Annotated in this window: 21 protein-coding genes and 1 pseudogene; 12 read left to right on the top strand and 10 right to left on the bottom strand. The window is 74.8% G+C overall.

Features of this window, described 5'->3' with window-relative positions:
* Positions 1 to 43: 43 nt before the first annotated feature.
* Complete coding sequence (locus VKZ81_RS00565; RefSeq protein WP_324239352.1) at positions 44 to 1,192, bottom strand: FAD-dependent oxidoreductase; 1,149 nt, start codon at positions 1,190 to 1,192, stop codon at positions 44 to 46.
* Between the two features lie 154 nt (positions 1,193 to 1,346).
* On the opposite strand from VKZ81_RS00565, the gene VKZ81_RS00570 reads away from it, so the two are divergent.
* From VKZ81_RS00570 to VKZ81_RS00585, 4 genes are read left to right on the top strand one after another with little or no spacing between them, the layout of a single operon-like run.
* Positions 1,347 to 1,928, top strand: coding sequence for an urease subunit gamma (locus tag VKZ81_RS00570; protein WP_324239353.1), 582 nt, complete (start codon positions 1,347 to 1,349; stop codon positions 1,926 to 1,928).
* Entirely contained in the window at positions 1,925 to 3,598 is a 1,674-nt protein-coding gene (locus tag VKZ81_RS00575; RefSeq protein ID WP_324239354.1) for an urease subunit alpha, read from the top strand. Before VKZ81_RS00570 ends, VKZ81_RS00575 begins: the two co-directional genes overlap by 4 nt.
* Positions 3,599 to 3,605: 7 nt before the next feature.
* Positions 3,606 to 5,303: an amidohydrolase gene (locus tag VKZ81_RS00580; RefSeq protein WP_324239355.1), complete on the top strand. Its 1,698-nt coding sequence runs from the start codon at positions 3,606 to 3,608 to the stop codon at positions 5,301 to 5,303.
* Position 5,304: 1 nt separating this feature from the next.
* Positions 5,305 to 6,645 carry an MFS transporter gene (locus tag VKZ81_RS00585; RefSeq protein ID WP_324239356.1) on the top strand — a complete coding sequence of 447 codons (1,341 nt, stop codon included), beginning with the start codon at positions 5,305 to 5,307 and terminating at the stop codon, positions 6,643 to 6,645.
* On the opposite strand, the gene VKZ81_RS00590 is transcribed toward VKZ81_RS00585, so the two are convergent.
* Positions 6,592 to 7,812 (bottom strand): MFS transporter, encoded by a 1,221-nt coding sequence (locus tag VKZ81_RS00590; protein ID WP_324239357.1) that lies wholly within the window; start codon positions 7,810 to 7,812, stop codon positions 6,592 to 6,594. The two genes, VKZ81_RS00585 and VKZ81_RS00590, sit on opposite strands and share 54 nt — an antisense overlap.
* Positions 7,813 to 7,879: 67 nt before the next feature.
* Here VKZ81_RS00590 and VKZ81_RS00595 point away from each other — a divergent pair, with 67 nt between their 5' ends.
* A complete protein-coding gene (locus VKZ81_RS00595) occupies positions 7,880 to 8,818 on the top strand; it encodes a LysR substrate-binding domain-containing protein (RefSeq protein WP_324239358.1) in 939 nt (312 codons plus the stop codon).
* Entirely contained in the window at positions 8,815 to 9,570 is a 756-nt protein-coding gene (locus tag VKZ81_RS00600; RefSeq protein WP_324239359.1) for a helical backbone metal receptor, read from the top strand. The genes VKZ81_RS00595 and VKZ81_RS00600 overlap by 4 nt, the downstream gene beginning before the upstream one ends.
* 70 nt (positions 9,571 to 9,640) lie before the next feature.
* On the opposite strand, the gene VKZ81_RS00605 is transcribed toward VKZ81_RS00600, so the two are convergent.
* Together VKZ81_RS00605 and VKZ81_RS00610 are read right to left on the bottom strand one after the other, a co-directional pair.
* Complete coding sequence (locus tag VKZ81_RS00605) at positions 9,641 to 10,825, bottom strand: mandelate racemase/muconate lactonizing enzyme family protein (RefSeq protein WP_324239360.1); 1,185 nt, start codon at positions 10,823 to 10,825, stop codon at positions 9,641 to 9,643.
* Positions 10,825 to 11,970, bottom strand: a complete 1,146-nt coding sequence (locus VKZ81_RS00610; RefSeq protein ID WP_324239361.1) for a M24 family metallopeptidase — start codon at positions 11,968 to 11,970, stop codon at positions 10,825 to 10,827. The genes VKZ81_RS00605 and VKZ81_RS00610 overlap by 1 nt, the downstream gene beginning before the upstream one ends.
* Positions 11,971 to 12,042: 72 nt before the next feature.
* Between VKZ81_RS00610 and VKZ81_RS00615 the strand changes: the two genes are divergently transcribed.
* Positions 12,043 to 12,948 carry a LysR family transcriptional regulator gene (locus tag VKZ81_RS00615; RefSeq protein ID WP_324239362.1) on the top strand — a complete coding sequence of 302 codons (906 nt, stop codon included), beginning with the start codon at positions 12,043 to 12,045 and terminating at the stop codon, positions 12,946 to 12,948.
* An 11-nt stretch (positions 12,949 to 12,959) separates the two neighbouring features.
* Here the strand turns inward: VKZ81_RS00615 and VKZ81_RS00620 are convergent, their stop codons facing one another.
* The 5 genes from VKZ81_RS00620 to VKZ81_RS00640 are packed head-to-tail and all read right to left on the bottom strand — an operon-like array spanning position 12,960 to position 18,040.
* On the bottom strand, positions 12,960 to 13,814 hold the full coding sequence (locus VKZ81_RS00620; RefSeq protein ID WP_324239363.1) for an ABC transporter permease: 855 nt from the start codon (positions 13,812 to 13,814) through the stop codon (positions 12,960 to 12,962).
* The gene (locus VKZ81_RS00625) at positions 13,814 to 14,722 is read right to left on the bottom strand and encodes an ABC transporter permease (RefSeq protein WP_324239364.1); all 909 of its coding nucleotides are present in this window, start codon (positions 14,720 to 14,722) and stop codon (positions 13,814 to 13,816) included. Before VKZ81_RS00625 ends, VKZ81_RS00620 begins: the two co-directional genes overlap by 1 nt.
* A complete protein-coding gene (locus VKZ81_RS00630; protein WP_324239365.1) occupies positions 14,719 to 15,828 on the bottom strand; it encodes an ABC transporter ATP-binding protein in 1,110 nt (369 codons plus the stop codon). Before VKZ81_RS00630 ends, VKZ81_RS00625 begins: the two co-directional genes overlap by 4 nt.
* The gene (locus tag VKZ81_RS00635) at positions 15,825 to 17,033 is read right to left on the bottom strand and encodes an ABC transporter substrate-binding protein (RefSeq protein WP_324239366.1); all 1,209 of its coding nucleotides are present in this window, start codon (positions 17,031 to 17,033) and stop codon (positions 15,825 to 15,827) included. The genes VKZ81_RS00630 and VKZ81_RS00635 overlap by 4 nt, the downstream gene beginning before the upstream one ends.
* Positions 17,030 to 18,040 (bottom strand): LacI family DNA-binding transcriptional regulator, encoded by a 1,011-nt coding sequence (locus VKZ81_RS00640; RefSeq protein WP_324239367.1) that lies wholly within the window; start codon positions 18,038 to 18,040, stop codon positions 17,030 to 17,032. Before VKZ81_RS00640 ends, VKZ81_RS00635 begins: the two co-directional genes overlap by 4 nt.
* Positions 18,041 to 18,909: 869 nt before the next feature.
* Between VKZ81_RS00640 and VKZ81_RS00645 the strand changes: the two genes are divergently transcribed.
* Entirely contained in the window at positions 18,910 to 19,326 is a 417-nt protein-coding gene (locus VKZ81_RS00645; protein WP_324239368.1) for a hypothetical protein, read from the top strand.
* Between the two features lie 49 nt (positions 19,327 to 19,375).
* On the opposite strand, the gene VKZ81_RS00650 is transcribed toward VKZ81_RS00645, so the two are convergent.
* A complete protein-coding gene (locus tag VKZ81_RS00650; protein WP_324239369.1) occupies positions 19,376 to 20,038 on the bottom strand; it encodes an FMN-dependent NADH-azoreductase in 663 nt (220 codons plus the stop codon).
* Between the two features lie 106 nt (positions 20,039 to 20,144).
* On the opposite strand from VKZ81_RS00650, the gene VKZ81_RS00655 reads away from it, so the two are divergent.
* The 4 genes and pseudogenes from VKZ81_RS00655 to VKZ81_RS00665 all read left to right on the top strand — a co-directional run bounded on the left by VKZ81_RS00655 (position 20,145) and on the right by VKZ81_RS00665 (position 24,512).
* On the top strand, positions 20,145 to 20,627 hold the full coding sequence (locus tag VKZ81_RS00655; protein ID WP_324239370.1) for a MarR family winged helix-turn-helix transcriptional regulator: 483 nt from the start codon (positions 20,145 to 20,147) through the stop codon (positions 20,625 to 20,627).
* A 43-nt stretch (positions 20,628 to 20,670) separates the two neighbouring features.
* Entirely contained in the window at positions 20,671 to 21,000 is a 330-nt protein-coding gene (locus VKZ81_RS00660) for a DUF3140 domain-containing protein (RefSeq protein WP_324239371.1), read from the top strand.
* A 118-nt stretch (positions 21,001 to 21,118) separates the two neighbouring features.
* Positions 21,119 to 21,268, top strand: a pseudogene (locus VKZ81_RS35065) (FAD-dependent monooxygenase); the annotation flags it as partial.
* Between the two features lie 64 nt (positions 21,269 to 21,332).
* Positions 21,333 to 24,512, top strand: a complete 3,180-nt coding sequence (locus VKZ81_RS00665; protein ID WP_324239372.1) for an AfsR/SARP family transcriptional regulator — start codon at positions 21,333 to 21,335, stop codon at positions 24,510 to 24,512.
* Positions 24,513 to 24,522: the final 10 nt, after the last annotated feature.

Genomic DNA, 24,522 nt, shown 5'->3' on the forward strand with positions numbered 1-24,522 from the left:
GGCACGATTCACCCGGCCGCCGCCGACCAGTCGGCGAGTGGCCTCACGACGCCTGCGACCGAACGGCCCTGCCGAACATCTGATCGGCCATCCGCAACGACCCCTCGACCACCTCGAACCCGCGCGGGAGCATGACCCGCTCGTAGGCCGCGACCGCCTCGAGCAACGGCTTCCCGGCGGAGAGCTCCGCGGCGAGCGTCTGCGCGTCCCGCAGCGCGGTGTTCGCCCCGACCCCGCCGGTGGGCGGCATGGTGTGGATCGCGTCGCCGAGCAGCGTGACCGGCCCGGTCTCCCACGCCGCCACGGGCTCGCTCGCCCGGATCGTGATCGGGAAGAACGAGCCGGGGTCGGCGTGGGCGATGAGCTCCCGCACCGACTCGTGCCACGTGCTCGTCGCGTCGACGGCGATCCGCCACAGCTGCTGCGGCGCCGCCCGGAACAGCTCCTCGTCGCCGAGCCCGAGCCGCTCGGGCGTGCCGACGAGGACCGTCATGAGGTAGTCGGCCACCCCGGTGGGCGGGGGCGTGCGGAACCGCACCGGCGCGAACCCGGCGCCGTAGCCGGTGTCGTCGGACACCCAGGAGAAGCCCCGGTCGAAGTCGGCGGGCACCAGCCGGTCGGTGTCCGGGGTGAGCGGCATGCGCCCGTACAGGCAGCGGACGCCGAGGTCGCGCACGGTCGCGTGCGGGACCAGCTGCTTGCGCACCGCCGAGCCGACGCCGTCGGCGCCGACCAGGAGGTCACCCTCGTCGCTGCCGCCCTCGGCGAACTCGACGCGCACCCGCCCGGAGCCGGTCACCTCGTAGCGGGTGACGGTCCGCCCGAAGCGGACGACGTCCTGCAGCCCGGTCAGCAGGGCCTGCCGGAACGTGTACCGGTCGACGCAGGTGATCGCCTCGTCGCCGGTGTTGGGGAAGGTCTGCGCCATCACCTGTTCGAGCCGGTGGGTGTAGGCGGCCACGAGGTCGCCGTTGGCGCCGCTGGTGCGTCGCACCAGGTCGAGGACGTCCGGCGGCAGGCAGGCGGCCAGCGCCGCGTTGCCGTCCGGGTCGATGTGGATGCGGTAGCCCTGGTTGCGCGGCTCCGGCGCGGGATCGCGCTCGTAGACCGCCACCTCGTACCCGGCGCCGCGCAGCGCCTGCGCCAGCGCCAACCCGCCGATGCCTCCACCACTGATCAGGATCCGAGTCATGGCTCCACCTTATCACTCATCTGTTTGATTGAGTCATACGTGAATGAAGTTTGTGCACATGCACAGTTCGAGGGCTGGATCTCGTGGGGCATCCCGGTTCCCCCGGCCGGCGGCACCGACGATGCTGTGCCCCACCCCCGACCCCGGAGTGCCGATGCACCTGACCCCCCGCGAACACGAGCGGCTGCTGCTCGCCGCGGGTGCCGACCTCGCGCGCCGCAGGCTGGCCCGCGGTGCGCGCCTCGGTGCGCCCGAGGCGGTCGCGCTCGTGTGCGACGAGATCTGCGAGCTCGCATGGGACGGCCTGCCTTACGACGAGGTGGTCGCCCGGGCGCGCGAGGTGTTACGCCCCGACCAGCTCGTCGACGGCGTGCCGGCCGCGGTGCCGTCGCTGCAGGTGGAGGCGCTGTTCCCGCACGGCACGGTGCTGGTGCACGTCGACGCCCCGTTCGGGCCGCCGCCCGCCGACGGGCCGGGCGCGGTGCGGGTGGCCGACGGCCCGGTCGAGCTGGCCCCGGGCCGCGAGCGCGCCACCGCCGTGCTGCGCAACACCGGCGACCTGCCGATCTGGGTCTCCTCGCACGTCCCGCTGGACCGGCTCAACCCGGCGCTGCAGGTGCGGGTCGCCGCTCCGGAGGGTCGCTACCGGCTCGACGTCCCCGCGGGCACCGCGGTGCGGGTGGACGCGGGCGCCGAGCGCGAGGTCGCCGTCGTGCGGATCGGGGGGACGGGGTGACCGCGCTCGAGCGGGCCGACTACGCCCGCCGCTACGGTCCCACCACCGGCGACCGCATCCGGCTCGCCGACACCGACCTGTGGGTCGAGATCGAGGCCGACGACACCGAGCCGGGCGAGGAGCTGCTCGGCGGGTGCGGCAAGACCGCCCGCCACGGGGCGCTGGTGTCGAGCTCGGCGGACCGCTCGTCGGCCCTCGACATGATCGTGCTCGGCGTCGTGCTGCTCGACCCGGTGCTCGGGATCCGCAAGACCAACATCGGCATCAAGGACGGCCGCGTCGTCGGCGTGGGCCGGGCGGGCAACCCGGACGTCCTCGACGGCGTGGACCTCGAGGTCGACGCGCACACGGCCATGATCACCGGCGAGGGCCTGCTCGCCACCCCGGGGATCGTCGACTCCCACGTGCACCTGTCCAACGCCGACCTCGCCGCGGCCGCCCTCTCGGCGGGGGTCACGACGATCGTCGGGATGGGCATCGGCGGCGTGTGGGACGTCGGCGCCAACCCCCGCTACAACCTGCACTCCCTCATCGCGGGCTGGGCCGATGTGCCGATCAACGCCGCGTTCCTGGCCCGCGGCTCGTCGACCTCACCCGCCCTGCTGGAGGAGGCGGTCGCCTCCGGCTGCGCCGGGTTCAAGGTGCACGAGGACTGGGGCGCGACCCCGGACGTGATCGACACCTGCCTGTCGGTGGCCGAGGCTGCCGACCTGCCGGTCGCCCTGCACACCGACACGCTCAACGAGTCCGGCTTCCTCGCCGACACCCTCGACGCGGTCGGCGGGCGCACCGTGCACGCCTATCACGTGGAGGGCGGCGGCGGGCACCCCGACCTGCTGTCGATCGTCTCCCGGCCGAACGTGCTCACCAGCTCGACCACGCCGACGCTGCCGCTCACCCCGTCCACGGTGGCCGAGCTGCACCCGATGACGCTCACCGTGCACCGCGGGCACGCGCACGTGGAGAGCGACACCGCGATCGCGGCGAGCCGCATCCGCGAGCACGCCATCGCCGCCGAGAACCGGCTGCACGACCTGGGCGCGATCAGCATCGTCAACTCCGACGCGCTCGGCATGGGCCGCATCGCCGAGACCGCGCGCCGGACCTGGCAGCTGGCGTCCGTGCAGGCGGCGCTCGCCGGCGAGACCGGGCCCGAGGTCGCCAACAACGCGCGGGTGCTGCGCTACCTGGCCAAGCTCACCCACAACGCCGCCGTCGCGCACGGGATCGCCGCGCACGTCGGCTCGCTGCGACCGGGGCGGCTCGCCGACATCGTGCTGTGGAACCCGGCGTGGTTCGGCGCCCAGCCCGACCTGGTGATCAAGTCCGGGTTCGTGGCGTGGGGCGCGGCCGGGTCGGGCTCCGGGTCGACCCGGCTCACCCAGCCGCGGCGGATGCGCGCCTTCTACGGCGGCCACGGCGCGGTGCCGGCGCGGCTCGCGCACGTGTTCGTGTCGGGGCAGGCGGACACCGGCGCGCTCCCGGCGGGGCGGACCTACTCCCCCATCGCCGACAGCCGCGGCCTGACCTGCGCCGACATGCTGCACAACACCGCGACCCCCACCGTCGAGATCGCGCCGGAGCCGGCCGGGGTTCGCGTCGACGGCGAGGAGGTCGCGCTGCACCGGTCCCCGACGCTGCCGCTCACCCGGCTGCACCACCTGGGGTGAGGAACACGTGAAGGTCGACCTGCTCGTGCGCAACGCCGTGATCGTCACGGTGGACGACGCGACGCCCCGCGCGCACGCGCTCGCCGTGCACCGGGGCCGGGTGTTCGCCCTCGATCCGGACGGGGTGTCGGCGCACGCCGAGATCGACGCGCAGGGCGCTGCGGTCGTGCCCGGGTTCGGCGACGCCCACAACCACATGGCCTGGTTCGGCGCCTCGCTCGACGAGGTCGACCTCGCGGGGCTCACCGACCTGCGCGCCCTCTACGACCGGGTGGCGCAGCGGGCGGCGGCGCTCGCCCCGGACGCGTTCGTGATCGGCTCCGGGTACGACGACACCGCGATCGGCGGGCACCCGCACCGCCGGGAGCTGGACCGGGCCGCGGGCGGCCGGCCGGTGGTGCTCAAGCACCGATCCGGGCACGTGACCACGGTGAACAGCACCGTGCTCGACCGCATCGGCGTGCTCGACGGGTCGGCGGTCGTGCCCGAGGGCGGGGTCGTGGTGCGCGACGAGGCGGGCGAGCCGACCGGCACCCTCGAGGAGCAGGCGCAGAACCTCGTGAGCGCGCTGCTCGTCCCGTACGCCACCGACGACCTCGCCCGCGCCGTCGGCAACGCGGCGGCGGTGTACGCGGCGGAGGGGCTCACCCACGTCACCGAGTGCGGCATCGGCGGCGGCTGGATCGGGCGCTCCCCCCGGGAGCTCGCCGCCTACCAGCAGGCCCGCGACGCGGGCACGCTCACCGTGCGGGTACAGCTGATGCCCGCGTCCGACGCGCTGCACCCGGTCGCGGGGCACGCGAGCGACCCCGGGGGCATCGGGCTGGACCTGGGCGTGCGCACCGGTTTCGGCGACGACCGGCTGCGCATCGGGCCGATGAAGATCTTCACCGACGGCTCGCTGGTGGCCCGCACCGCCGCGATGCGCGAGCCGTTCTGCGACCGGCACGGCCACGGGTACCTCCAGGAGGACCCCGAGGTGCTGCGGTCGCGGATCCTGGGCGCGCACGCCACCGGCTGGCGGGTCGCGGCGCACGCGATCGGCGACCGCGCGATCGACCTCGCCCTCGACGCGTTCGAGGAGATGCTGCGTGCCCACCCGCGCCCCGGTGCCCGCCCGCGCATCGAGCACGCCGCCGTCACCTCGCCCGAGCAGGTCGCGCGGATGGCGCGGCTGGGCGTCACGCCGGTGCCGCAGCCGCGGTTCCTGTACGAGATCGGCGACACGATGGTCGAGGCCGTCGGGCCGGACCGCGCCGCGGCGCTGTACCGGCACGCCAGTTTCCTGCGGGCGGGGCTGCGGGTGCCGGGCAGCTCGGATCGGCCGGTCGCCGCGGGCGCGCCGCTGCTCGGCATGCAGTCGATGGTGCAGCGGATGTCGGCGAGCGGGGCCGTGATCGGACCGGACGAGCGCGTCGACGCCGCGACCGCGCTGCGCGCCTACACCCTCGACGCCGCCTGGATCGCGGGCGAGGAGCGCGAGCGCGGCAGCCTCACCCCGGGCAAGCTCGCCGACTTCGTGCTGCTCTCCGACGACGTCACGGCCGTCGCACCGGAGCGGATCGGCGAGGTGGAGGTGCTCGCGACGTTCGTCGGCGGGCGGTGCGTGCACGGCGCGGAGCAGGTCGGCGCGGAGCAGGTCGGCGCGGAAGTCGGCGCGGAGAAGGTTGGCGCCGAAGAGCCGGACCACAACCAGGAGGAGTGAGATGGCGGTCACCGTCACCGAGGCCGAGGCGCGCAAGGTCGCGTTCGGCGCGTTCGTGGGCACGGCGCTGGAGTGGTACGACTTCTTCCTCTTCGGCACCGCCGCGTCGCTCGTGTTCAACCGGCTCTACTTCGCCAGCGACGACGTGGTGGTGGCCACCGCGGGCGCGTTCGCGTCGTTCGCGGTCGGGTTCGTGGCGCGGCCGCTGGGCGCGGTGCTGTTCGGCCACCTCGGCGACCGGATCGGGCGCCGCAAGTGCCTGATCGTCACGGTCACCCTGATCGGGATCGCGACCGGCCTGATCGGGCTCCTGCCCACCTACTTCTCCATCGGGGTCGCGGCGCCGGTGCTGCTCACGCTGCTGCGGCTGCTGCAGGGGGTCGCGGTCGGCGGGGAGTGGGGCGGCGCGGTCACGCTCGCCGTCGAGCACGCCCCGCCGGAGCACCGCGGCCGCTACGCCGCGATGCCGCAGATCGGCTCCCCGATCGGCACCCTGCTGTCGTCGGGGGCGTTCCTGCTGGTCGCGCTGCTGCCGTCGGAGAGCTTCGACTCCTGGGGCTGGCGCCTGCCGTTCCTCGCCGCGTTCCCGCTGCTGTACATCGCGCTGTGGATCCGCCGCCGGGTCGAGGAGTCGCCGCTGTTCGAGCAGCTGCTGCGCGAGGACGAGGTCGCGAGCTCGCCGGTGGCCGACGTGCTGCGCCGGGCGTTCCCCCAGCTGATGGTCGGGGCCGGGTCGGCGCTGCTCGGCATCGGCGGCTTCTACCTCATCACCACGTTCGTGATCAGCTACGGCACGGCCACCCTCGGGATGCCGCGGTCGCTGCTGCTCACCGCGACGCTGGTCGCGGCGGTCGTCGAGATCGTCGTGCTGATCGTGGGCGGGCGGATGGCCGAGCGCTTCGGGCCGGGGCGGGTCACCCTGGTCGGCGGTGTGGTCTCGGCGCTGATCGCGTTCCCCACGTTCTGGCTGATCGACACCACCAACGCCGGCCTGGTGATCTTCGGGGTGACGCTCGCGGTCGCGTGCCTGTCGATCCCGTACGCGGTGTCCGGGGCGCTGCTCACCGAGCTGTTCCCGGCGCGGCTGCGCTACAGCGGCGTGGCGCTGTCGTCCAACGTGGCGGGCATCGTGAGCGGGTTCGTCCCGCTGGCCGCCACCGGGCTGCTCGCCGCGAGCGGCGGGGAGTCCTGGTCGCCCGCGCTGCTGCTGGTGGTGATCGCGCTGATCACGGCCGGGTGCGGGGCGATCGCCCCGGGCATCGCGCTCGCCCGCGACGAGGTCGTCGCGTCACACCAGGGCGGCGACGCGGCGCAGCCGGAGCGCGAGGGCGAGCGCCCCTGACAGCAGGGCCGTCACGTAGGCGACGACGGCCGGCCAGCCGCCGAGGTCGTAGGCGACGCCGCCGACCGCGCCGCCGACGCTGCTGCCCAGGTAGTAGGCGAACAGGTAGAGCGAGGACGCGACGGCGGGCGAGCCGTCGGGCAGCACCGACGCCCGCCTGCCCACCCAGCTGCTCGCCACCGAGTGGGCGCCGAAGAAGCCGACCGTCACCACGAGCAGGCCGGCCAGCACCGCGGGCAGCGCGTCGGGCAACGTCGCCCAGGCCCCGGCGACCGCGACGAGCACGGCGGCCCACAGCACCCGCCGCCTGCCCCAGCGGTCGCCGAGCCGCCCGGCCCCGGTCGAGGACCAGGTGCCCGCGAGGTAGCCGAGGAAGACCAGGCCGGTGAGCGCGGCGGGCAGGTCGAACGGTGGCGCGAGCAGCCGGAAGCCGAGGTAGTTGTAGACGGTCACGAACGCGCCCATGAGCAGGAACGCGATGCCGAACAGGCACCGCAGGCCGGGGTCGGCGGGCTGGGCGCGCAGCGGCCGGCCGAGCTCGCGCAGGCGCACGCGCGGCGGGGTCGGGGCGACCGGGGGCGGCAGCAGCAAGCGGAACGCGACGGTGCACAGCAGCGACAGGCCGCCGATCACGGCGAGCGCCACCCGCCAGCCGCCCAGCTCGGCGACGGCGCCCGCCACCAGCCGCCCGGACAGGCCGCCGATCGTGTTGCCCGCGATGAGCAGCCCGACGGCGCCGCCGAGCCAGCGCGGCGCGACCTCGCGGGTCACGTGCGCCATGGAGAGGGCGGGCAGCGCGGCGAGCGCGACGCCCTGCAGCGCCCGCACCGCGACGAGCGCGCCGAACGTGGGCGCGAGCGGGGCGAGCAGGCCGAGCACCGCGGACGCGGCGAGGGCGATCGTCATCACCCGCGCGCGGCCCCACGACTCGGCGACCGCGGAGAGCGGGACGATCGCCAGCGCGAGGGTTCCGGTGGTGGCCGAGAGCGCGAGGCTCGCCGCCGACGAGGAGACGCCGAACTCGTCCGCGAACGCCGGCAGGAGTGCCTGCACGCAGTAGACCAGCACGAACGTCGCGAGGCCCGCGCACCACATCGCGGCACCGAGGCGGCGGTAGGCGCGGGTGCCGCGTTCGTGGCCGACGGGGGCCTGCGCGGTCGTTGGCATCGCTCACCACCGTAGAAATCGCGCTTCAATGCGTCCAATGCATCTTTGCGCGCCCTACGATGAGGAAATGGATGAGTCGGAGCTGCTCGCCGCGCTCGCTCCGCGGCTGCGGCAGTTCACCGCCGTCGCCCGCACCGAGCACATGACGCGGGCGGCCGAGGCGATCGGCGTCCCGCAGTCGACGCTGAGCCGCGGGATCGCCCGCCTGGAGCACGACCTCGGGGTGGCGCTGTTCGTCCGGGCCGGCCGCGCGGTGCGGCTCACCCGCGCGGGCCGCACGCTGCTGCGGCACGCCGAGCGCGCCGTCGCCGAGCTGGACGCGGCCGCGCGCGAGATCGTCACCGACGCCGACGCGGTGCGCGGCCGGGTGGCGCTGGGGTTCCTGCACACGTTCGGCGCCGAGGCGGTGCCGCGGCTGCTGCGCGAGTTCCGCCGGACCCACCCCGACGTCCGGTTCGACCTGGCGCAGGGCGGCAACGACGCGATCCTGCAGCGGCTGCGCGCGGGCGAGGTGGACGTGTGCCTGACCTCCCCGCTGCCCACCGACCCCACGCTCGTCAGCGCCCCGATGTACGAGCAGGAGCTGCGGCTGGTCGTGCCGGTCGACCACCCGCTCGCCGCTCACCGCGACGGCCTGCCGCTCGCCGCGGCGGCGGGTGCCCAGTTCGTCGGCTACCGGCCGGGGTTCGGGCTGCGCAGCCTCACCGAGGCGTGGTGCCGCGAGGCGGGCTTCGTGCCGCGGATGGCGTTCGAGGGCGAGGACGGCGAGACGCTGCGCGGCCTGGTCGGCGCCGGGCTCGGGGTGGCGCTGCTCGCACCCTCTTCGCACGTGACGCCCGGGGTGGTCGAGCTGCGCGTCACGCACCCGCGCACCACCCGCACCGTGGGGCTGGTCTGGGTGGCCGACCGGCCGGTCGGCCCGGCTGTGCGCGTGTTCCGCGACTTCCTGCGCCGCAACGGCCCGGAGCTGCTCGCGCCGCCGCGAGCGGGGAGACTGGGGGCGTGACCGACGATCTCGGGTTGGAGGTCGACGTCCCGGCGCGGGTGAGCCGGGTCGTCTCGATCGTCCCCTCGCTCACCGAGGCGATCGCCACCACCGCCCCCGGCCTGCTCGTGGGCGCCACCGACTGGTGCACCCACCCGCCCGACCTCGACGTCACGCGGGTCCGCGGCACCAAGAACCCCGACGTCGAGCGGATCGTCTCGCTGGCGCCCGACCTCGTGGTCGCCAACCAGGAGGAGAACCGGGCGAGCGACCTCGACCGGCTGCGCGCCGCGGGCGTACCGGTCTGGGTCACCGACATCCGCACCCTCGACGGGGCGTTCACCTCGCTCGCCCGCATGCTCGCGGCGTGCGGCCTGGACCGGCCGGCGTGGCTGGACGAGGCCGAGGCCGCGTGGGCGGCGCTGCCCGAGCCGACCGTCCGCCGCCGGGCGGTCGTGCCGATCTGGCGGCGGCCGTGGATGGCGGTCGGCCGCGACACGTTCACCGGCTCGGTGCTCGCGCGCCTCGGCGTCGACAACGTGCTCGCCGACGCCGACGAGCGCTACCCGCGCTTCCGCCCCGACCACCTGCCGCCGCACGACCTCGTGGTGCTGCCCGACGAGCCGTACCGGTTCACCGCCGACGACGGCCCGGAGGCGTTCCCCGGTGTGCCGGCGGCGCTGGTCAGCGGGCGGCTGCTCACCTGGTACGGGCCGAGCCTGGTCGAGGCGGCGGAGGTGTTGCCCGAGGCGCTTTCGGTCGGCGCGCGCTGAGCGAGCCCGGAGCGTTCCGACGAGCGGCGCCGTTCGTCGGATCACGCACGCGCCCCGGCGCGGGCAGACCTCAGAACTTCGGCAGCGCCGCCGCCGCGTACACCCGCTCCCGGTCGTGGAACCCGAAGGCCGCGCCCTCCTTCCGGTACAGCTCGGCGTAGCGCTCCACCCGATCCCGGTCGAGCTCGACCCCCAGCCCCGGGCCGGACGGGACCGCGAGGCGCCCCTCGGTGTAGTTCGCGGCGGGCCCGCCGAACCCGGCGACGACGTCGTCGGTGAGCAACGCGCCGTAGGCCTGGTGGGCCGGGCGGGCGTTGGGGGTGGCGGCGAGCGCGTGGACCGCCGCCGCGAGGGCGACGCCCAGCTCGCCGAGGCTGTGCTTCACGACCGGCAGCCCGGCCGTCTCGCACATCCCGGCCGACCGGCGCAGGTTGGCCAGCCCCCCGTCCATCTGGTTGTCCACCGAGATCACGTCGGCCGCGCCGGCCTTGATCACGGCGAGCTGGGCGTGCCGGGTCCAGGAGGCCTCGTTGGCCAGCAGCGGCACGTCGATGCGGCGGCGGACGTAGGCCATCTCGTCGAGGTTGCGCCCGGAGACCGGCTGTTCGACGAGCTCGAGGTCGTAGCGGGAGAGCTCCTTGATCACCCGCACCGCCGAACCCGGCGACCACGCCTCGTTGGCGTCCACCCGGATCCGCACGCCCGGCCCGGCCCCGTCGCGCAGGGCGGCGACCCGCTCGAGGTCGACGCGCGGGTCGTCGGCGCCGACCTTCAGGTAACAGGTGGAGAACCCGGCCTCGACGGCCCGACGCCCCTCCTCGGCGACCTCGTCCGGCTCGGCGCGCGCGACGTAGAAGAAGAACTCGACCTCGTCGCGGAACCGGCCGCCGAACAGGTTCACCAGCGGCTGGCCGCAGACCTTGCCCGCGATGTCCCAGCAGGCCATCTCGACGGCCGCGATCGCCGGGCTGCTCGCCCCGACGTGGTGCCAGGTGCCGACCACGTCGATGCGCCGCACGAGCTGTTCGATCCGCAGCGGGTCGGCGCCGACCACGAGCGGCTCCAGGCTCGCGAACACCGCGAGCACGATGTCGGCCGACGGGTAGGTCGCCGCCTCGCCGATCCCGACGATCCCCTCGTCGGTCTCCAGCTCGAGCAGGACGCTCACCTGGCCGCGGCGGCGGCCGAACGCCCAGATCTCGTCGGTGCGGAACGGGACCGCGACCGGGGTCGTGCGCATGCCGGTGATCCGCATCAGGCCACCACCGCCGGCTCGCGGGACACGGTGGTGAGCAGCTCGCACCCGTCCTCGGTGACGAGCACGGTGTCGGACACGACGTGCCCGACCGGCCGCTCGACCCACGACATCAGGTGGAACACCATCCCGGCCACCACCTCGGCGTCGCCACCGGGCCGGATGCCCAGCACCTCGGCGCCACCGACCCAGCTCGGCGGGTACCCGATGCCGACCAGGTAGCCGCAGTGGTGCCGGCGCGGCATGCCGCCGACGGCGCGCTGCCACGCGGCGAACACCTCCCCGGTGCGCGCGCCCGGCCCCAGCGCGGCGCGGGCGGCGGTGAGCCCGCAGAGCGCGGCGTCGGCCGCCTCCACGGCGTCCGGCGGCACGAACCCCGGGTAGACGGTGCGCGCGAGCGGCGCGTGGTAGCGGCGCACGCAGCCGGAGAGCTCGAGGAACAGCCCGTGTCCCGGCTCGAGCACGCGGTCTCCCCACGTGACGTGCTCCTGGCCGAGCATCGCCACCGGGCGGATCAGCGGGGCGAACCCGGGCGGCTCCCCACCGGCGCAGTACATCGCGTGGTGCACCGCCGCGGCCACCTCCCGTTCGGCCGCCCCCGGCCGGGCCGCCGCGATGCCGGCCCGCATGGCGGCGTCCGACACCGCGGCCGCCCTGCGGGTCCACTCCACCTCGGCGGCCGACTTCACGGCCCGGGCCGCCGAGAGCAGCCCGGTGCAGTCGGTGAAGGTCAGCTCGGGCAGCGCGGCGCGCAGCCCGTCCAGCACGGCGGGCGGGAGGAACGAGCCGCGCAGCTCGACGCCGACCGCCGCCCCTCCCGGGACGACGGGGGCGAGCGCCCGCGCGGCGGCGTGCGCGGGATCCTCGCCGTCGGCGAAGGTCACGTGCCGGACGCCGGGCGCCTGGGCGCGCACGGTGGTGCGCTCCATCTCCCGCGTCACGAGCACCGGTTCCTGCTCGGCGGCGGGCACCACGAGCATCGTGAACGCGAAGTAGCCGAAGTGGTCGAGGCCCAGCAGGTAGTAGACGTTCTCCGGGCTGGTCAGCGCCACGGCGGCCAGGCCGCGCTCGGCCATGGCCGACCGCAACGCGGTGATGCGCGAGGCGTGCTCGGGATCGCGCAGTTCGGGCAGGGTGATCGTCACACCGCCAGGGTGTAGCCCGGTGAGCCTTCAGCACCAGTGACGATTCTTTCCGATCGTCGGTAGCATCACTTCATGTTGGAGCCACGACGGCTGCGGCTGCTCCGCGAGCTGGCGCACCGGGGCACGATCGCGGCCACCGCGGAGGCGTGCGGGTACACCCCCTCCGGGGTCTCCCAGCAGCTCGCCCTGCTCGAGCGCGAGGTGCGGATGCCGCTGCTGATCCGCGAGGGCCGCCGCCTCGCGCTCACCGAGGCCGCCCGGGTGCTCGTCGCCCACGCCGAACGGGTGCTGGCCGAGCTGGAGGCGGCCGAGGCCGCGCTCGCCGGGCTCGCCGGGGCGGTGCAGGGGACCGTGCAGCTCGCGGCCTTCCCCACCGCGGCCGCCGCGTTCGTCCCGCCCGCCATCGCGCGCTGCCGCGCCGAGCACCCGGACCTGCGGGTGGTCCTCACCGAGCTCGAGACCGAGGAGGCGGTGGCCGCGGTCCGGTCCGGCCGGATCGACCTCGCGATCGTCTACGAGTACGCGCTGCTGCCCCGCGTGGCCGACGCGGGCGTGGCCGTCGAGCGGCTGTTCACCGAACCGCTGCTCGCCGCCCTCCCGGCCGGGCGCGCGGCGCCGGACCCGCTGCCGCTCGAGGACCTGCGCGACGACTCCTGGATCGCCCCGCACAGCGACACCGGCCTGCGCGGGGTGCTCGACCGGGCCTGCGGGCTCGCCGGCTTCGCGCAGACCGTCGACTACGCGAGCGACGACTACACCGTGATCGTGGCGCTCGTCGCCGCCGGGCTCGGGGTGGCGCTGCTGCCCCGCCTCGCCACCGAGGCGCTGTCGGCCGACGTGCAGCTGCGGCCGGTGGTGGAGCCGCAGCTGACCCGCACGGTCTCGCTGGTCACCCGCGCGGGCGCCGGGGCGCAGCCTGCGGTCGCCGCGCTCGCGCGGTCCCTGCGCGAGGCGGCCTACCACCACCGGCCGGCCTGACCCGGCCCGATCTAAGGCTCGGGCGCCTCCTTCACCCGGGCGACGAGCTGTGTCGGGTTCACGTACCGCAGCGCGATCACCAGCAGGATCAGCATCGTGGACGTGTAGATCACCGCCATCGCGTCCACCGACTGCTGGGCCCTGATCCCGGCCGCCGACATGGAGTAGTACAGCGCCACGACCAGGGTCTGCGAGTCCGGGCCCGCGGTGAGGAACGTCAGCTCGAACATCCCGACGGTCCGCACCAGCACGAGGATCGACGCGGCCAGGATGCCCGGCACCAGCAGCGGGCCGAGCACGCGCAGGAACAGCGCCCGCATGCCCGCCCCGCACATCCGCGCCGCCGACTCGATGCTCGGGTTGATCTGCTCGATGAACGGGGTCATCGTCATGATCACGAACGGCACCGACGGCACCAGGTTCGCCAGCACGACGCCGGACGTGTTGCCGGCGAAGCCGTACTTGTAGAGCACGGTGGCGAGCGGGATGCCGTAGGTGATCGGCGGCATGAGGATCGGCAGCAGGAAGGCGAAGTACACGAGCTTCTTGCCGGGGAAGTCGCGCCGGGCCAGCACGTAGGAGGCCGGCACGCCGATCAGCACCGAGATCACCACGACGAGCAGCGACACCTGCAGCGTGACGATCACGACGTCGAGCAGGCCGAAGCTGCGCCACGCGTCGGCGTACCAGTCGGTGGTGAAGCCCTCGGGCAGCCAGGTGCCGAACCAACGGGTGCCGAACGAGCTGACCAGCACCGACCCGACCACGCCGGCAAGATTGATCATGAAGAACGCGACCGCGCCCCACACGAGCCACGCGGCGGGGCTCGCGACGATCCGGCGCGTCCCGGGCTGGAGCGCGACCATCAGCCCTTGCCCCCCGTCGATCCGGTGTACAGCCGCGACCGCCACAGCAGCACGACCGCGATGACGATCAGCTCGACCGCGCCCATCACCATCGCGATCGCCGACGCCAGCGAGTAGTCGTACTGCTCGTAGGCGGCCTGGTAGGCGGCGAGCGCGAGCACGCGGGTCTCCCCCGCCGGGTTGCCGACCAGCACCGCGGACGGGAACACGCTGAACGCGAGCACGAACGCCAGGCAGAACGTGGTGGCCAGGCCCGGCGCGAGCAGCGGGAGCGTGATGCGGCGGAACCGCTGCTTCCAGTCGGCCCCCAGCGTGGCCGCGGCCTGCTCGAGGGTGGGGTCGATGCCGGACAGGTAGGACAGGATCAACAGGAACGCGAACGGGAACCCGGTGATCACCAGGGAGAAGAACACGCCCCAGTAGTTGCCCACCAGCTGCGCGGGCTCGCTCGCGCCGAGGCCGGTCCAGATCTTGTTGAACCAGCCGGCCGGGCCGAGGTAGTTCAGCAGGCCCTGCGCGGTGAGCACCGTGCCGAGCGTGATCGGCACGACGAGGATGGTGGTGAGCAGCCGCTTGCCGCGGAACCGCCCGCGCATCCGGTACGCGATGGGCACCGACGCCAGCACGTTGAGCAGCGCCGCAGGCAGCGAGAGCCCGAGCGTGATCCAGATCGTGCCGCGCTGGTACGGGTCGGAGAAGAACGCGGCGTAGCTGGCGAGCGGCCCGCCCTCCTCCGGCGCGAACGACAGCTGCAGCCCGTAGAAGAACGGATAGAGGAACAGCAGCACGACGAACAGCACGGCGGGGGCGAGCAGGAGCAACTGCCGGTCCACCCCGCGCTCGGCGAGCCGGTGGCGCAGGGCGGGTGCCTGCGCCGCCGACCGCGAGCGCTCCAGCGTGGCCGTCACGACGGCACCGCCTCGGCGAGCGGCGCGGGTGCCTCTTCGCCGGGGGCGAGCGGGTAGACGAGCAGGCGCTGCGGGTCGATCGCGAGCGACACCCGGTCGCCGGGGGCGAGCCGCTGGTCGGTGCGCACGTGCAGGGGCCGCCCGGAGGGCGTGCGCACCTCGACGGCGAGCTCGCGGCCCTGGTACTCGACCACCTCGACGTCGACCTCCAAGCGGTTCTCCGCCTCGCCCCCGACGACCCGCACGTCCTCGGGGCGCACCGCGGCGACCACCCGGTCCCCCTCGGTCAGCGGGGACACCGCCGAGCCGATCAGCTCGAGCCCGTCGCCCGAGACCACCACGTCGCCCGCGGAGGTCCGGGTGGCGGTCAGCTCGAACAGGTTGCGGAACCCCATGAAGTCGGCGACGTGCCAGTTCGCCGGCCTGCTGTGCAGCTCCTCCGGCGTGCCGATCTGCTGCACGCGCCCCGCCCGCAGCACGACCAGCCGGTCGGCGAGCGACAGGGCCTCCTCCTGGTCGTGGGTGACGTAGACGGTGGTGAGCCCGAGCGACTGGTGCAGCCTGCGGATCTCGGTGCGCATCTCCAGCCGCAGCTTGGCGTCGAGGTTGGACAGCGGCTCGTCCATCAGCACCAGCGCCGGCTCCAGCACGACGGCCCGGGCGATCGCCACGCGCTGCTGCTGCCCGCCCGACAGCTGGCCGGGCAGCTTGTCGGCGTGCTCCTCCAGCTGGACGAGGCGGATCGCCTCCTCCGTGCGGCGCGCCACCTCCGCTCGCGGCAGCTTGCGCATCTGCAGGCCGAAGGCGACGTTGCGGCGTACCGACATGTGCGGGAACAGGGCGTAGTTCTGGAAAACCATGCCGAACCCGCGCTTCTCCGGCGGCAGCAGGTCGATCCGCTTCTCGTCCTGCCAGATGCTGCCGGAGGTGAGCGGGAGCAGGCCGGCCAGGCAGTTCAGCGCGGTCGACTTGCCGCACCCCGACGGCCCGAGCAGGGCGATGAACTCGCCCGCGCGGATGGTGAGGTCGAGGTCGGCGAGCGCGTCCTTGCCCGCGAACCGCCGACCCACGCCGTCGAGCCGCAGCTCGGAGAACGCGTTCGTCACGAGTTGCCTCCGCCGATCTCCCGGTCCCAGCGGTCGAACGCCGCGACCATGTCCTTCGTGGCCAGCGGGGTGGCCTTGGGGTGGTCGGCGATCAGCGCGTCGTACTCGGGGCGCCCGAACTGCTGGATCACCTGCTGCGACTCCGGCGGCGCCATGTCGAGGCTGACTCCCTCCACGGCCGGGCCGGGGTAGAAGTAGCCGCTGTCGTAGGCCTTGGCCTGCTGCTCGGGGGTGAGCATGAACTGGATCAGGGCGAGCAGGGCGGCCTGCTTGTCGGCCGAGACGCCCTTCGGGATCGCCGCGTAGTGGGCGTCGGTGACCCACGTGAAGCCCTCGAGCGCGCCGACCTGGTACTCCGCCGGGACCGTGCCCAGGGCCCGCGGGTTGATGTCCCAGCCGGTGGTGGTGACGACGATGTCGTAGGTCCCGTTGGCCAGGTTCTTCATCGTGTCGGTCGTGCCGGACGGGTACTGCGAGATCGTCTTGTCCAGCTCGGCGAGGTAGGCCCAGGTCTTGTCCCAGCCGTTCACCGGGTCCTTGGGGTCGGAGTCACCGAGGATGTAGGGCAGCCCCATGAGGAACGTGCGGCCCGGGCCGGAGTTGGACGGGCGCGCGTAGCCGACCTTGCCCGGGTTGGCCTGGGCGTAGGCGAGCAGCTCCTCGGCCGTCGTCGGCGGGTTCGGCACCCGGTCGGGGGCGTACTCGATGAGCGGGCCCGACGGGTAGTAGGTGACGACGACGCCGTGGTCGGCCGCCAGCTCCTGCATCGCCGCGGCCGGCTCCTGGTAGTTGTCCATGTTGGACAACCGGTCGGCGAACTGCGGCAGGAGCGGCGTGAACAGCCCCTGCTCGATGCCGGCGGACAGCCCATCGGTGCCGGTCAGCACCAGGTCGATGCCGAGGCGGCCGGCGTCCTGCTGTGCCTTGATCTTGCCCGCCATCTCGGGCGCCGCGGCCTTCTCCGTGGTCACCCGCGAGACGATGTCCGGGTTCTGCGCCACGAACTCGTCGATCATCCCCTGCGTGAGCTGCAGGTTGCCGGCGACGTCGAGGATGTTGAGCGTCACCGGCTGGGACGGGCGGTCGGGCACCTCGCCCGCGGGCACCTCGCTCGTACCGGGCCGTTCGGGTGCCCCGCAGCCTGCGAGCAACAGGATCGCACTGATCCCGCCCGCGGTGAGCGCCCTGCGCCAGTGCATGGTCATCGGCTGGATCCCTTCGTCGGGGAGATGGGCGCGACCCCGGTCGTGCCGCGCACGATGAGCTGGGTGGGCAGTTCGCGGTGCATCGGGCCCGCATCGGGCCCCGCGTTCAGCAGCGACAGCAGCAGCCCCACGGTCGCCCGGCCCGCCGCGCGCTTGGGCACGGACACCGTGGTGAGCGCGGGGTGGCTCATGGCCGACATGCCGATGTCGTCGCAGCCCACGACGCTGATGGCATCCGGAACCGGGATGCCGCGGACGCCGAGGCGGCTGAGCAGCCCCAGCGCGACGAGGTCGTTGTAGGCGATCACCGCCGTGGCGCCCGAGGCGACCACCAGGTCGGCCGCCGCGACGCCGCCCTCGAACTGCGGCGGGAAGTGCCCGACGTGCACCAGGTCGACCCCGCCCGCCTCCGCGGAGCGGTGCAGCCCCTCCTCCCGCTGCGCGTTCGACCACGACGTGCGCGGGCCTGCGACGAACGCGACCCGGCGGTGCCCGAGCGCGGCCAGGTGCTCCAGGGCCTGCCGCATCCCGTCGGCGTTGTCGACGGTGACGCTGGGCCGGTCGCCCGCCACGCGGTTCATCAACACGACCGTGGTGTCCGCGCCGACGCTCGCGAGCTCCTCGTCGGGGGCGCGCGGCGAGCACAGGATCAGCCCGTCGACCTGCTTGGCGAGCGCGCGCACGAGGTCGGCCTCCGCGCTCGCCTCCTCGTCGGTGTCGGCGATGAACACCGAGTGGTCGGCGGCGCGCGCCGCGGCCTGCACGCCCTTCACCACGGCCGCGAAGAACGGGTTGGCCAGGTCCGGGACGATCAGCCCGAGGTTGCCGGTGCGCCCGGTGATCAGGCCGCGCGCGGCGCGGTTGGGCCGGTAGCCCAGCTCGCGCGCGGCCGCCTCCACCCGGGCCCGCGTCGCGGGGCGCACCAGGTCCGGCATCGACAGGGCCCGCGACACCGTCGCCTGCGAGACGCCCGCGGCACGAGCGACGTCGCGGATGGTGGGCGCCACGGGGCCTCCGTCGTTGGTCGGCATTCGGTGTGCGAAAGTCTGAAACCGTTTGCGACCAACGTCAACCCCCGAGCATCAGGAAACTCGATCATCCGGTCGGTGGGTGCCTGTAACGACTTGCAACCGTTTCCAGGCCGCGACCCACGGCCAGGCACCGGTGGTTGCGGCCGAGCGGGAGGCGGCCGGTCGTGGCCGTCGCGGCGGTGGCGGCGCTCGTCGCTCGGCGGGCACGGCGTGGTCGGCGCCCAGGCCCACGCGGATGAGGCCGCGGGGTTCACCGACTCGTTCGAGAAGGTCGCCGGATTCGACCTGCGCGACGAGCCCTACTGGCGCGGCGTGTCCCCCGAGGACCTCGCCTCCGCGGCCAGGACGATCAAGGAGACGTTCCCGGACATGCGGGTGGTGGTCGAGGCCGCGCCCGCCGTCACGGCCACCATGGAGATCCCCGCGGAGGTCGACCGGGTCGGATTCGACCAGTGCTGCGACTCCATCTCCGCCGTGGCGCGACCCCGCGGACGCTGGAGACCGCCGCGGCGGGGAAGGACCTGTTCCTCCTCCCCCAGGCCGCGCCGCTCGAGGCATGCGGGGCGAAGCCCGGCCACACCAGCGACGCCGACCTCGCCGCGTTTCAATGGGACCACCTGGATCTGGCCCGGCGGCACCCGCGGGCCGTCGGCCCCATGACCTTCGGCTCTGGGTGGAGGGCACCCAGGCGGCCCAGCTGCCGCGCACGATCGACGCTCACGAGCGGAGCGCCGGGTCGATCCTCAGCAGGCGGGCAGGCCGTGACCCGGGCCCCGCGTCGCGTAACGAGCTCCGGCGGATCGACGAGGCCCCTCGGACCATCCGGTCGACGCGAGGAGCGCGCCATGCGACGACAGACCCTGCTCCTGCGGTTCGAACCGCGGACGACACCGCCCGCGGGCGACCCGCCGAGCTTCGACGTGACGTCCGGCCCGGGCACGATCGACACGCTCGACGGCGCGGGTGCCTGGGTACCGGCGGAGGCGGCCTACGAGACCCACGTGACGATGACCGGCGAACGCACGTTCGTCGAGGACGGCGAGATGACGTTCGACGGCGCCGGCCTGCGGCTGCGCACCGCCGGGACGGGGGTCATCGAGCCCTCCGCCGAGGAGGGCACGCTGCGGGGCTCGGTCATCTGGGAGGTGGAGGGATCGGGGCGACTCGACGGCGCCACCGGCCTGCTGACCTCGAACTTCGAGTTCCGGCCGGAGACCGGCGCCGCCGTCGAGCACCAGGTCGTCCACCTCTTCCTGCCGTGAACCCGGGTGGCCCGTCCGCCGGGATCCGACGAACGGGCCGCCCGGCGGTTCAGCGGGAGACGCCCGCCGGCGCGAGCCGCTGGGCGAGCACCCGGCCGGTCGTCTCCGCGTCGCGCAGGGCGCGGGCGCGCGACTCCTCGGCGAGCTCGCGCAGGTGCGCCATCTCCGGCTTGACCGGGGCCAGCGTGAGCTCCGCGGTCACCACGGTGACGTCGGCGTTCAGCACGTCGGCGAAGATCCGCCGGACGTAGGGCGTGTCGTGGTCCCACCCCTCGCGCGGGGTGCCCGGGCCGTAGCCGCCGCCCCGCGAGACCACGATCGTGACCGGCTTCCCGTCGAGCCCCGCGGAGCCGGGCTGCAGCCGGGGGTCGGTGAGCACCAGGTCGATCCACGACTTGAGGTGCTGCGAGATGCCGTAGTTGTACAGCGGGGCCGCGATGAGGGCGGCGTCGCCCGCGAACAGCTCGTCGGCCAGCGACGAGGCCAGCGTCAGGGCCGCCCGCTGCTGCGGGGTGCGGTCCGCCTCCGCGGCGAACAGGCCGGACACCGCCGTCTGCCAGGCGTCGGCGGGTACCGGGCTCGCGGCGAGGTCCCGACGGATCACGTTCGGCTCGGGGTGGTGGTCGCACCAGGCCCGCTCCACGGCGTCGGCCACCGCCCGGCTCACGGACGCGTCTCCCTGGATGCTGCTGTCCAGGCGGAACAAGGTCATCGGGTTTCCTCCCACGCGATGCATGCTGTCGCTCAGATCATCTGCGATACAGACCATCGCGTCAACAGAGCATCCGACCGCCCTATTCCCCGGGTACCATCGACAGGTGACCAGCCCCACGAACGTCGAGTCCGACCTCGGCTGGGTCCTGGGCACCGTCACGCGCTCCTACCTGCGGATCGCCGAACAGGCGGTGGCCGACCTCCCCGGCGGGCCCCGCGGGTACCACGTGCTCTCCGCCGCCGCCCGGGGCGACGCGGGCACCCAGCTGGCGCTGGCCCAGCGCCTCGGCGTCGACCGCACCGTGATGACCTACCTCCTCGACGACCTGGAGAAGGCCGGGCTGGTCGAACGCAAGCCCGACCCGGCGGACCGCCGGGCCCGCCGCGTGGTGCTCACCGAGGCCGGCAACGCCCGGCTGTGCGACCTCGAACGCAGGCTGCGCCGGGTCGAGGAGCACGTGCTCGCCCCGCTCGACCCCGCCGAGCGCGAGACCCTGCGCGCGCTGCTGCAGCGGCTCGCGGTGGCCATCGGCGAGGAGGACACCGACGCCTGCCAGGTCGCCGAGGAGATCCTCGAGAAGTACTGACACCGGCCGCGTCGCACCCGTCCGCCGCGGGTAGGCCCGGGGTATGGCCGATGTCGACGACGAGATGTGGGACGAGTTCCACCGGGTGGTCAACATGACCTCGCGCGAGCTGTCGGAGTGGCTGCGCACCCGGGACGCGGGCGAGGACGGCGAGGAACTGCCCGACCGGGCCGGCACCCCGACCGGGCAGCGGGTGCTGGCCATCCTCGGCAAGCGCCGCGCCGACCTCACGACGCACGACGCGGACGTCATGCGCCGCGTCGTGGACCGCGTGCACGCCCAGCGCCGCGACGACCTGGAGCCGACGGCGGGCCAGCCCGCGTGGCGGCACCGCCTGATGTCGCTGGGCCACGATCCGCTGAAGCCCGCCTGACCCCAGTGCCCTCATCCGGCGAACGGCCCGTTCGTCGTCCGCGTACCGGCCGAGGCGCGGGTGGACGGGTGGGATTCCCGGGGTGCCGGAGGGTCGACCGCGTTTCGGCGCGCTGCGCGTGCGCGGCACCGGAGCGGATGTAGAAGGACTGGCCCGGCGCGGCGTCGAGGGACTCCTGATCGAGCGCCGCGACGTCACCACGCACCACCCGCGCGCCCACCTGCTCGACGTGCGCACCGTGGAGACCTTCGCCGCCATCGGCGCCGCCGGACGGGTACCGACGGCTGCGCCGCTCGTCGGAAACGGTCGGGGCCGGTGGATACGGTGGGTGCGTGCAGTTCGGGGTGCTCGGGCCGGTGGCCGCGTGGGCCGACGACGGCAGCCCGGTGCGGGTGCCGGAGCGGAAGGTCCGGCTGCTGCTGGCCGACCTCCTCGTCCACGAGGGCCGCCCGGTCGCCGTGGAGCGGCTCGTCGAGGACCTGTGGGGCGGCCACGAGCCCGGCAACCCGCTCAACACCCTCCAGACCAAGGTCTCCCAGCTGCGGCGCACCCTCGACCGCGCGGGCGGGCGCGACCTGGTGGTCCGCCAGCCGCCGGGCTACCTGCTGCGGCTCGCGCCCGGCGCGCTCGACCTGCACCGGTTCCGAGACCTGACCGCCCGGGCGCGGGAGACGCCCGACCCGGCCGAGCGGGCCGCCACGCTCGCCGACGCGCTCGCGCTGTGGCGCGGGCCCGCGCTCGCCGACGTCCGCGAGGAGCCGTTCGCGGTGGCCGCCGCGCAGCGGCTCGACGAGGAGCGGCTGGCCGCCGAGGAGGAACGCGCGGAGGCGCGGCTCGCCCTCGATGCCTCAGAGCTGGGGCCGCTGGTCGCCGAGCTGGGCGCGCTGGTGGCACGCCACCCGCTGCGCGAGCGGCTGCGCGGCCTGCACATGCGCGCCCTGTACCGCGGCGGGCGGCAGGCGGAGGCGCTCGCGTCGTACGCCGAGCTGCGCGCGGCCCTCGTCGCCGAGCTCGGGCTCGAACCCTCACCCGACCTCGCCGCCCTGCACCAGCGGATCCTCACCCAGGACCCCGCGCTCGACGTCCCACAGCCCCGAGCCACCCCGCTCCGGCACACGATCCGCGCGCCGCTCACGGAGCTGGTCGGCCGGGAGGCCGCGATCGAGCAGGTGCGGGAGCGACTGCACACCGCCCGGCTCGTCACGCTCACCGGGCCCGGCGGGGTCGGTAAGACCAGCCTCGCGACCGCGGTGGCGCGCGCAGCGGGCGAGGCGTGCCTGGTCGAGCTGGCCGGGCTCGACCGGCAGGTCTGCCCCGAGGACGAGTGCCCCGCCGACCACTGGGTCACCACCGCGGTCGCCCGCGCCCTCGGCGTGCGCGAGGGCCCGTCCGCCGAGCTCGTCGAGCAGATCGGCGAGGCCGTCGCCGACGCCCGGATGCTGCTGGTGCTCGACAACTGCGAGCAGGTCGTCGGGTCGGTGGCCGCGCTCGCCGGCCGGCTGCTGCGCCGCGCCCCCGGGCTGCGGATGCTCGCCACCAGCCGGGAGCCGCTGGCCGTGACGGGCGAGGTGCTCTACGAGGTCCCGCCGCTGGAGCCGCCCGCGGAGCGGACCGACCCCGACGGCGTGCGCGCCTCCAGCGCCGGCCGGCTGTTCGTCGCGCGGGCCGCAGCGACGGCGCCCGGGTTCGTCCTGGACGACGACACCGCGCCCGCGGTCGCCGCGATCTGCCGTCGGCTCGACGGGCTGCCGCTCGCCCTGGAGCTCGCCGCGGGCCGGGTGCGGGCGCTCGGGGTGCACGAGGTACTGGCCCGGCTCGACGACCGGTTCGCGCTGCTCGCGGGCGGGCCCCGGGACGCGCCCGACCGGCAGCGCACGCTGCGCGCGGTGATCGACTGGAGCTGGGACCTGCTCACGCCCGCCGAGCGCGTCGTGCTGCGGCGCCTCGCCGTGCACGCCGAGGGCTGCGACCTGGAGGCGGCCGAGACCGTCTGCGCCGGCGACGGCGTGCGCCGCGGGGACGTGCTCGACCTGCTCGCCCGCCTCGTCGACCGGTCGCTCGTGGTCAGCAGGCCGCCGCGGTTCCGGCTGCTGGAGACCGTCGCGGCCTACGGGCTGGAGCGCATGGCCGAAGCCGGGGAGCTCGAGCTCGTCCGGCAGCGGCACGGCCGCCACTACCTCGCGCTCGCCGAGCGCGCCGAGCCGGAGCTGCGCGGCCCGGACCAGCAGCGCTGGCTGGAGCGCCTCGACGCGGAGTCGGCCAACCTGCGCGCAGCGCTCGATCACCTCGTGCAGCAGGCCGACGGCGCCGGGCCCGCGTTGCGGCTGGTGCTGGCCCTGTGCTGGTACTGGTTCCTGCGCGGGCGCACCGGGGAGGCCGTCCGGTCGCTGCGCGCCGCGCTCGCCGTCCCCGGCGACGCACCCGCCTCGGCCCGCGCGCAGGCCTCGGCGTGGCTCACCGCGCTGCGGGTGCTCGACGGCGTCCGCCCCGACGACGCGGATCTCGACACGTCAGGGATCGCCGACCCGGTCGCGCGCGCCCGCACGCAGTGGTTCCTCGGCTACGCGCTCACCACCGTCGGCGACACCCGCGGCATCCCCCTCACCACCAGCGCGCTCGCCACGTTCGAGGCGCTGGGTGACCGGTGGGGCATCGCGGCCGCCCTCGTCGACCGCGTCAGCCAGCGCCACTACGCGGGCACGCGCGAGCAGGCCGACCGCACGGCGGCGCTGTTCCGCGAGGTGGGCGAGCGCTGGGGCCAGGTGCAGGCGTCGTTCGCGCTCGGCACGCTCGCCGAGCTCGCGGGCGACTACGACGAGGCCGCCGCGCAGCACCGCGCCGGCCTGCGGATGGCCGAGGAGCTCGGCCTGTGGGCCGAGGTCTCCTACCAGCAGTCGTGGCTGGGCCGGATCGCGCTGCTGGAACGGCGGTTCGACGAGGCCGAGGAGCTGCACCGCCGCGCGGTCGAGACGGCCGTCGCCCACGGCTTCGCGCCGGGGCGCATCTACGCGCTGACCGGCCTCGCGCTCGGCGAGCGCCGCACCGGGCGCCTCGACGCCGCCGAGGAGCACCTCGAGGAGATCCTCGAGTGGCACCGCGGCGTCGACGCCGAGATCGCCCTCGGCCTCATCCACGCCGAGCTGGGCTTCGTCGCCGAGCTGCGCGGCGACGCCGAGGCCGCCCTCCGCCACCACCTCGCCGGGCACGCCGTGGCCCGGCGCGGCACGGACCTGCGTGCGCTCGCCCTCAGCCTCGAAGGGCTCGCCGGCGCCCTCGCCCTCGCGGGCGAGCACCGCCACGCCGCCCGCCTGCTCGGCGCCGCCGCCGCGGCGCGGGACGGCGTCGGCGCACCTCTGCCACCCGCCGAGCGCGGCGACGTCGACCGGATCACCGCCGCCGCCACCGCGGCCCTCGGCGAGGCCGAGTTCGCCGCCGAGCGGGAGCGGGGGTACGGCTGCGACCCGGACGAGCTGGTCGACGCGGCCACGGGGTCGGCGGTGCCGATCAGCTGATCGGTGCCAT

This window comes from Pseudonocardia sp. (assembly GCF_035305885.1).
GTDB lineage: Bacteria > Actinomycetota > Actinomycetes > Mycobacteriales > Pseudonocardiaceae > Pseudonocardia.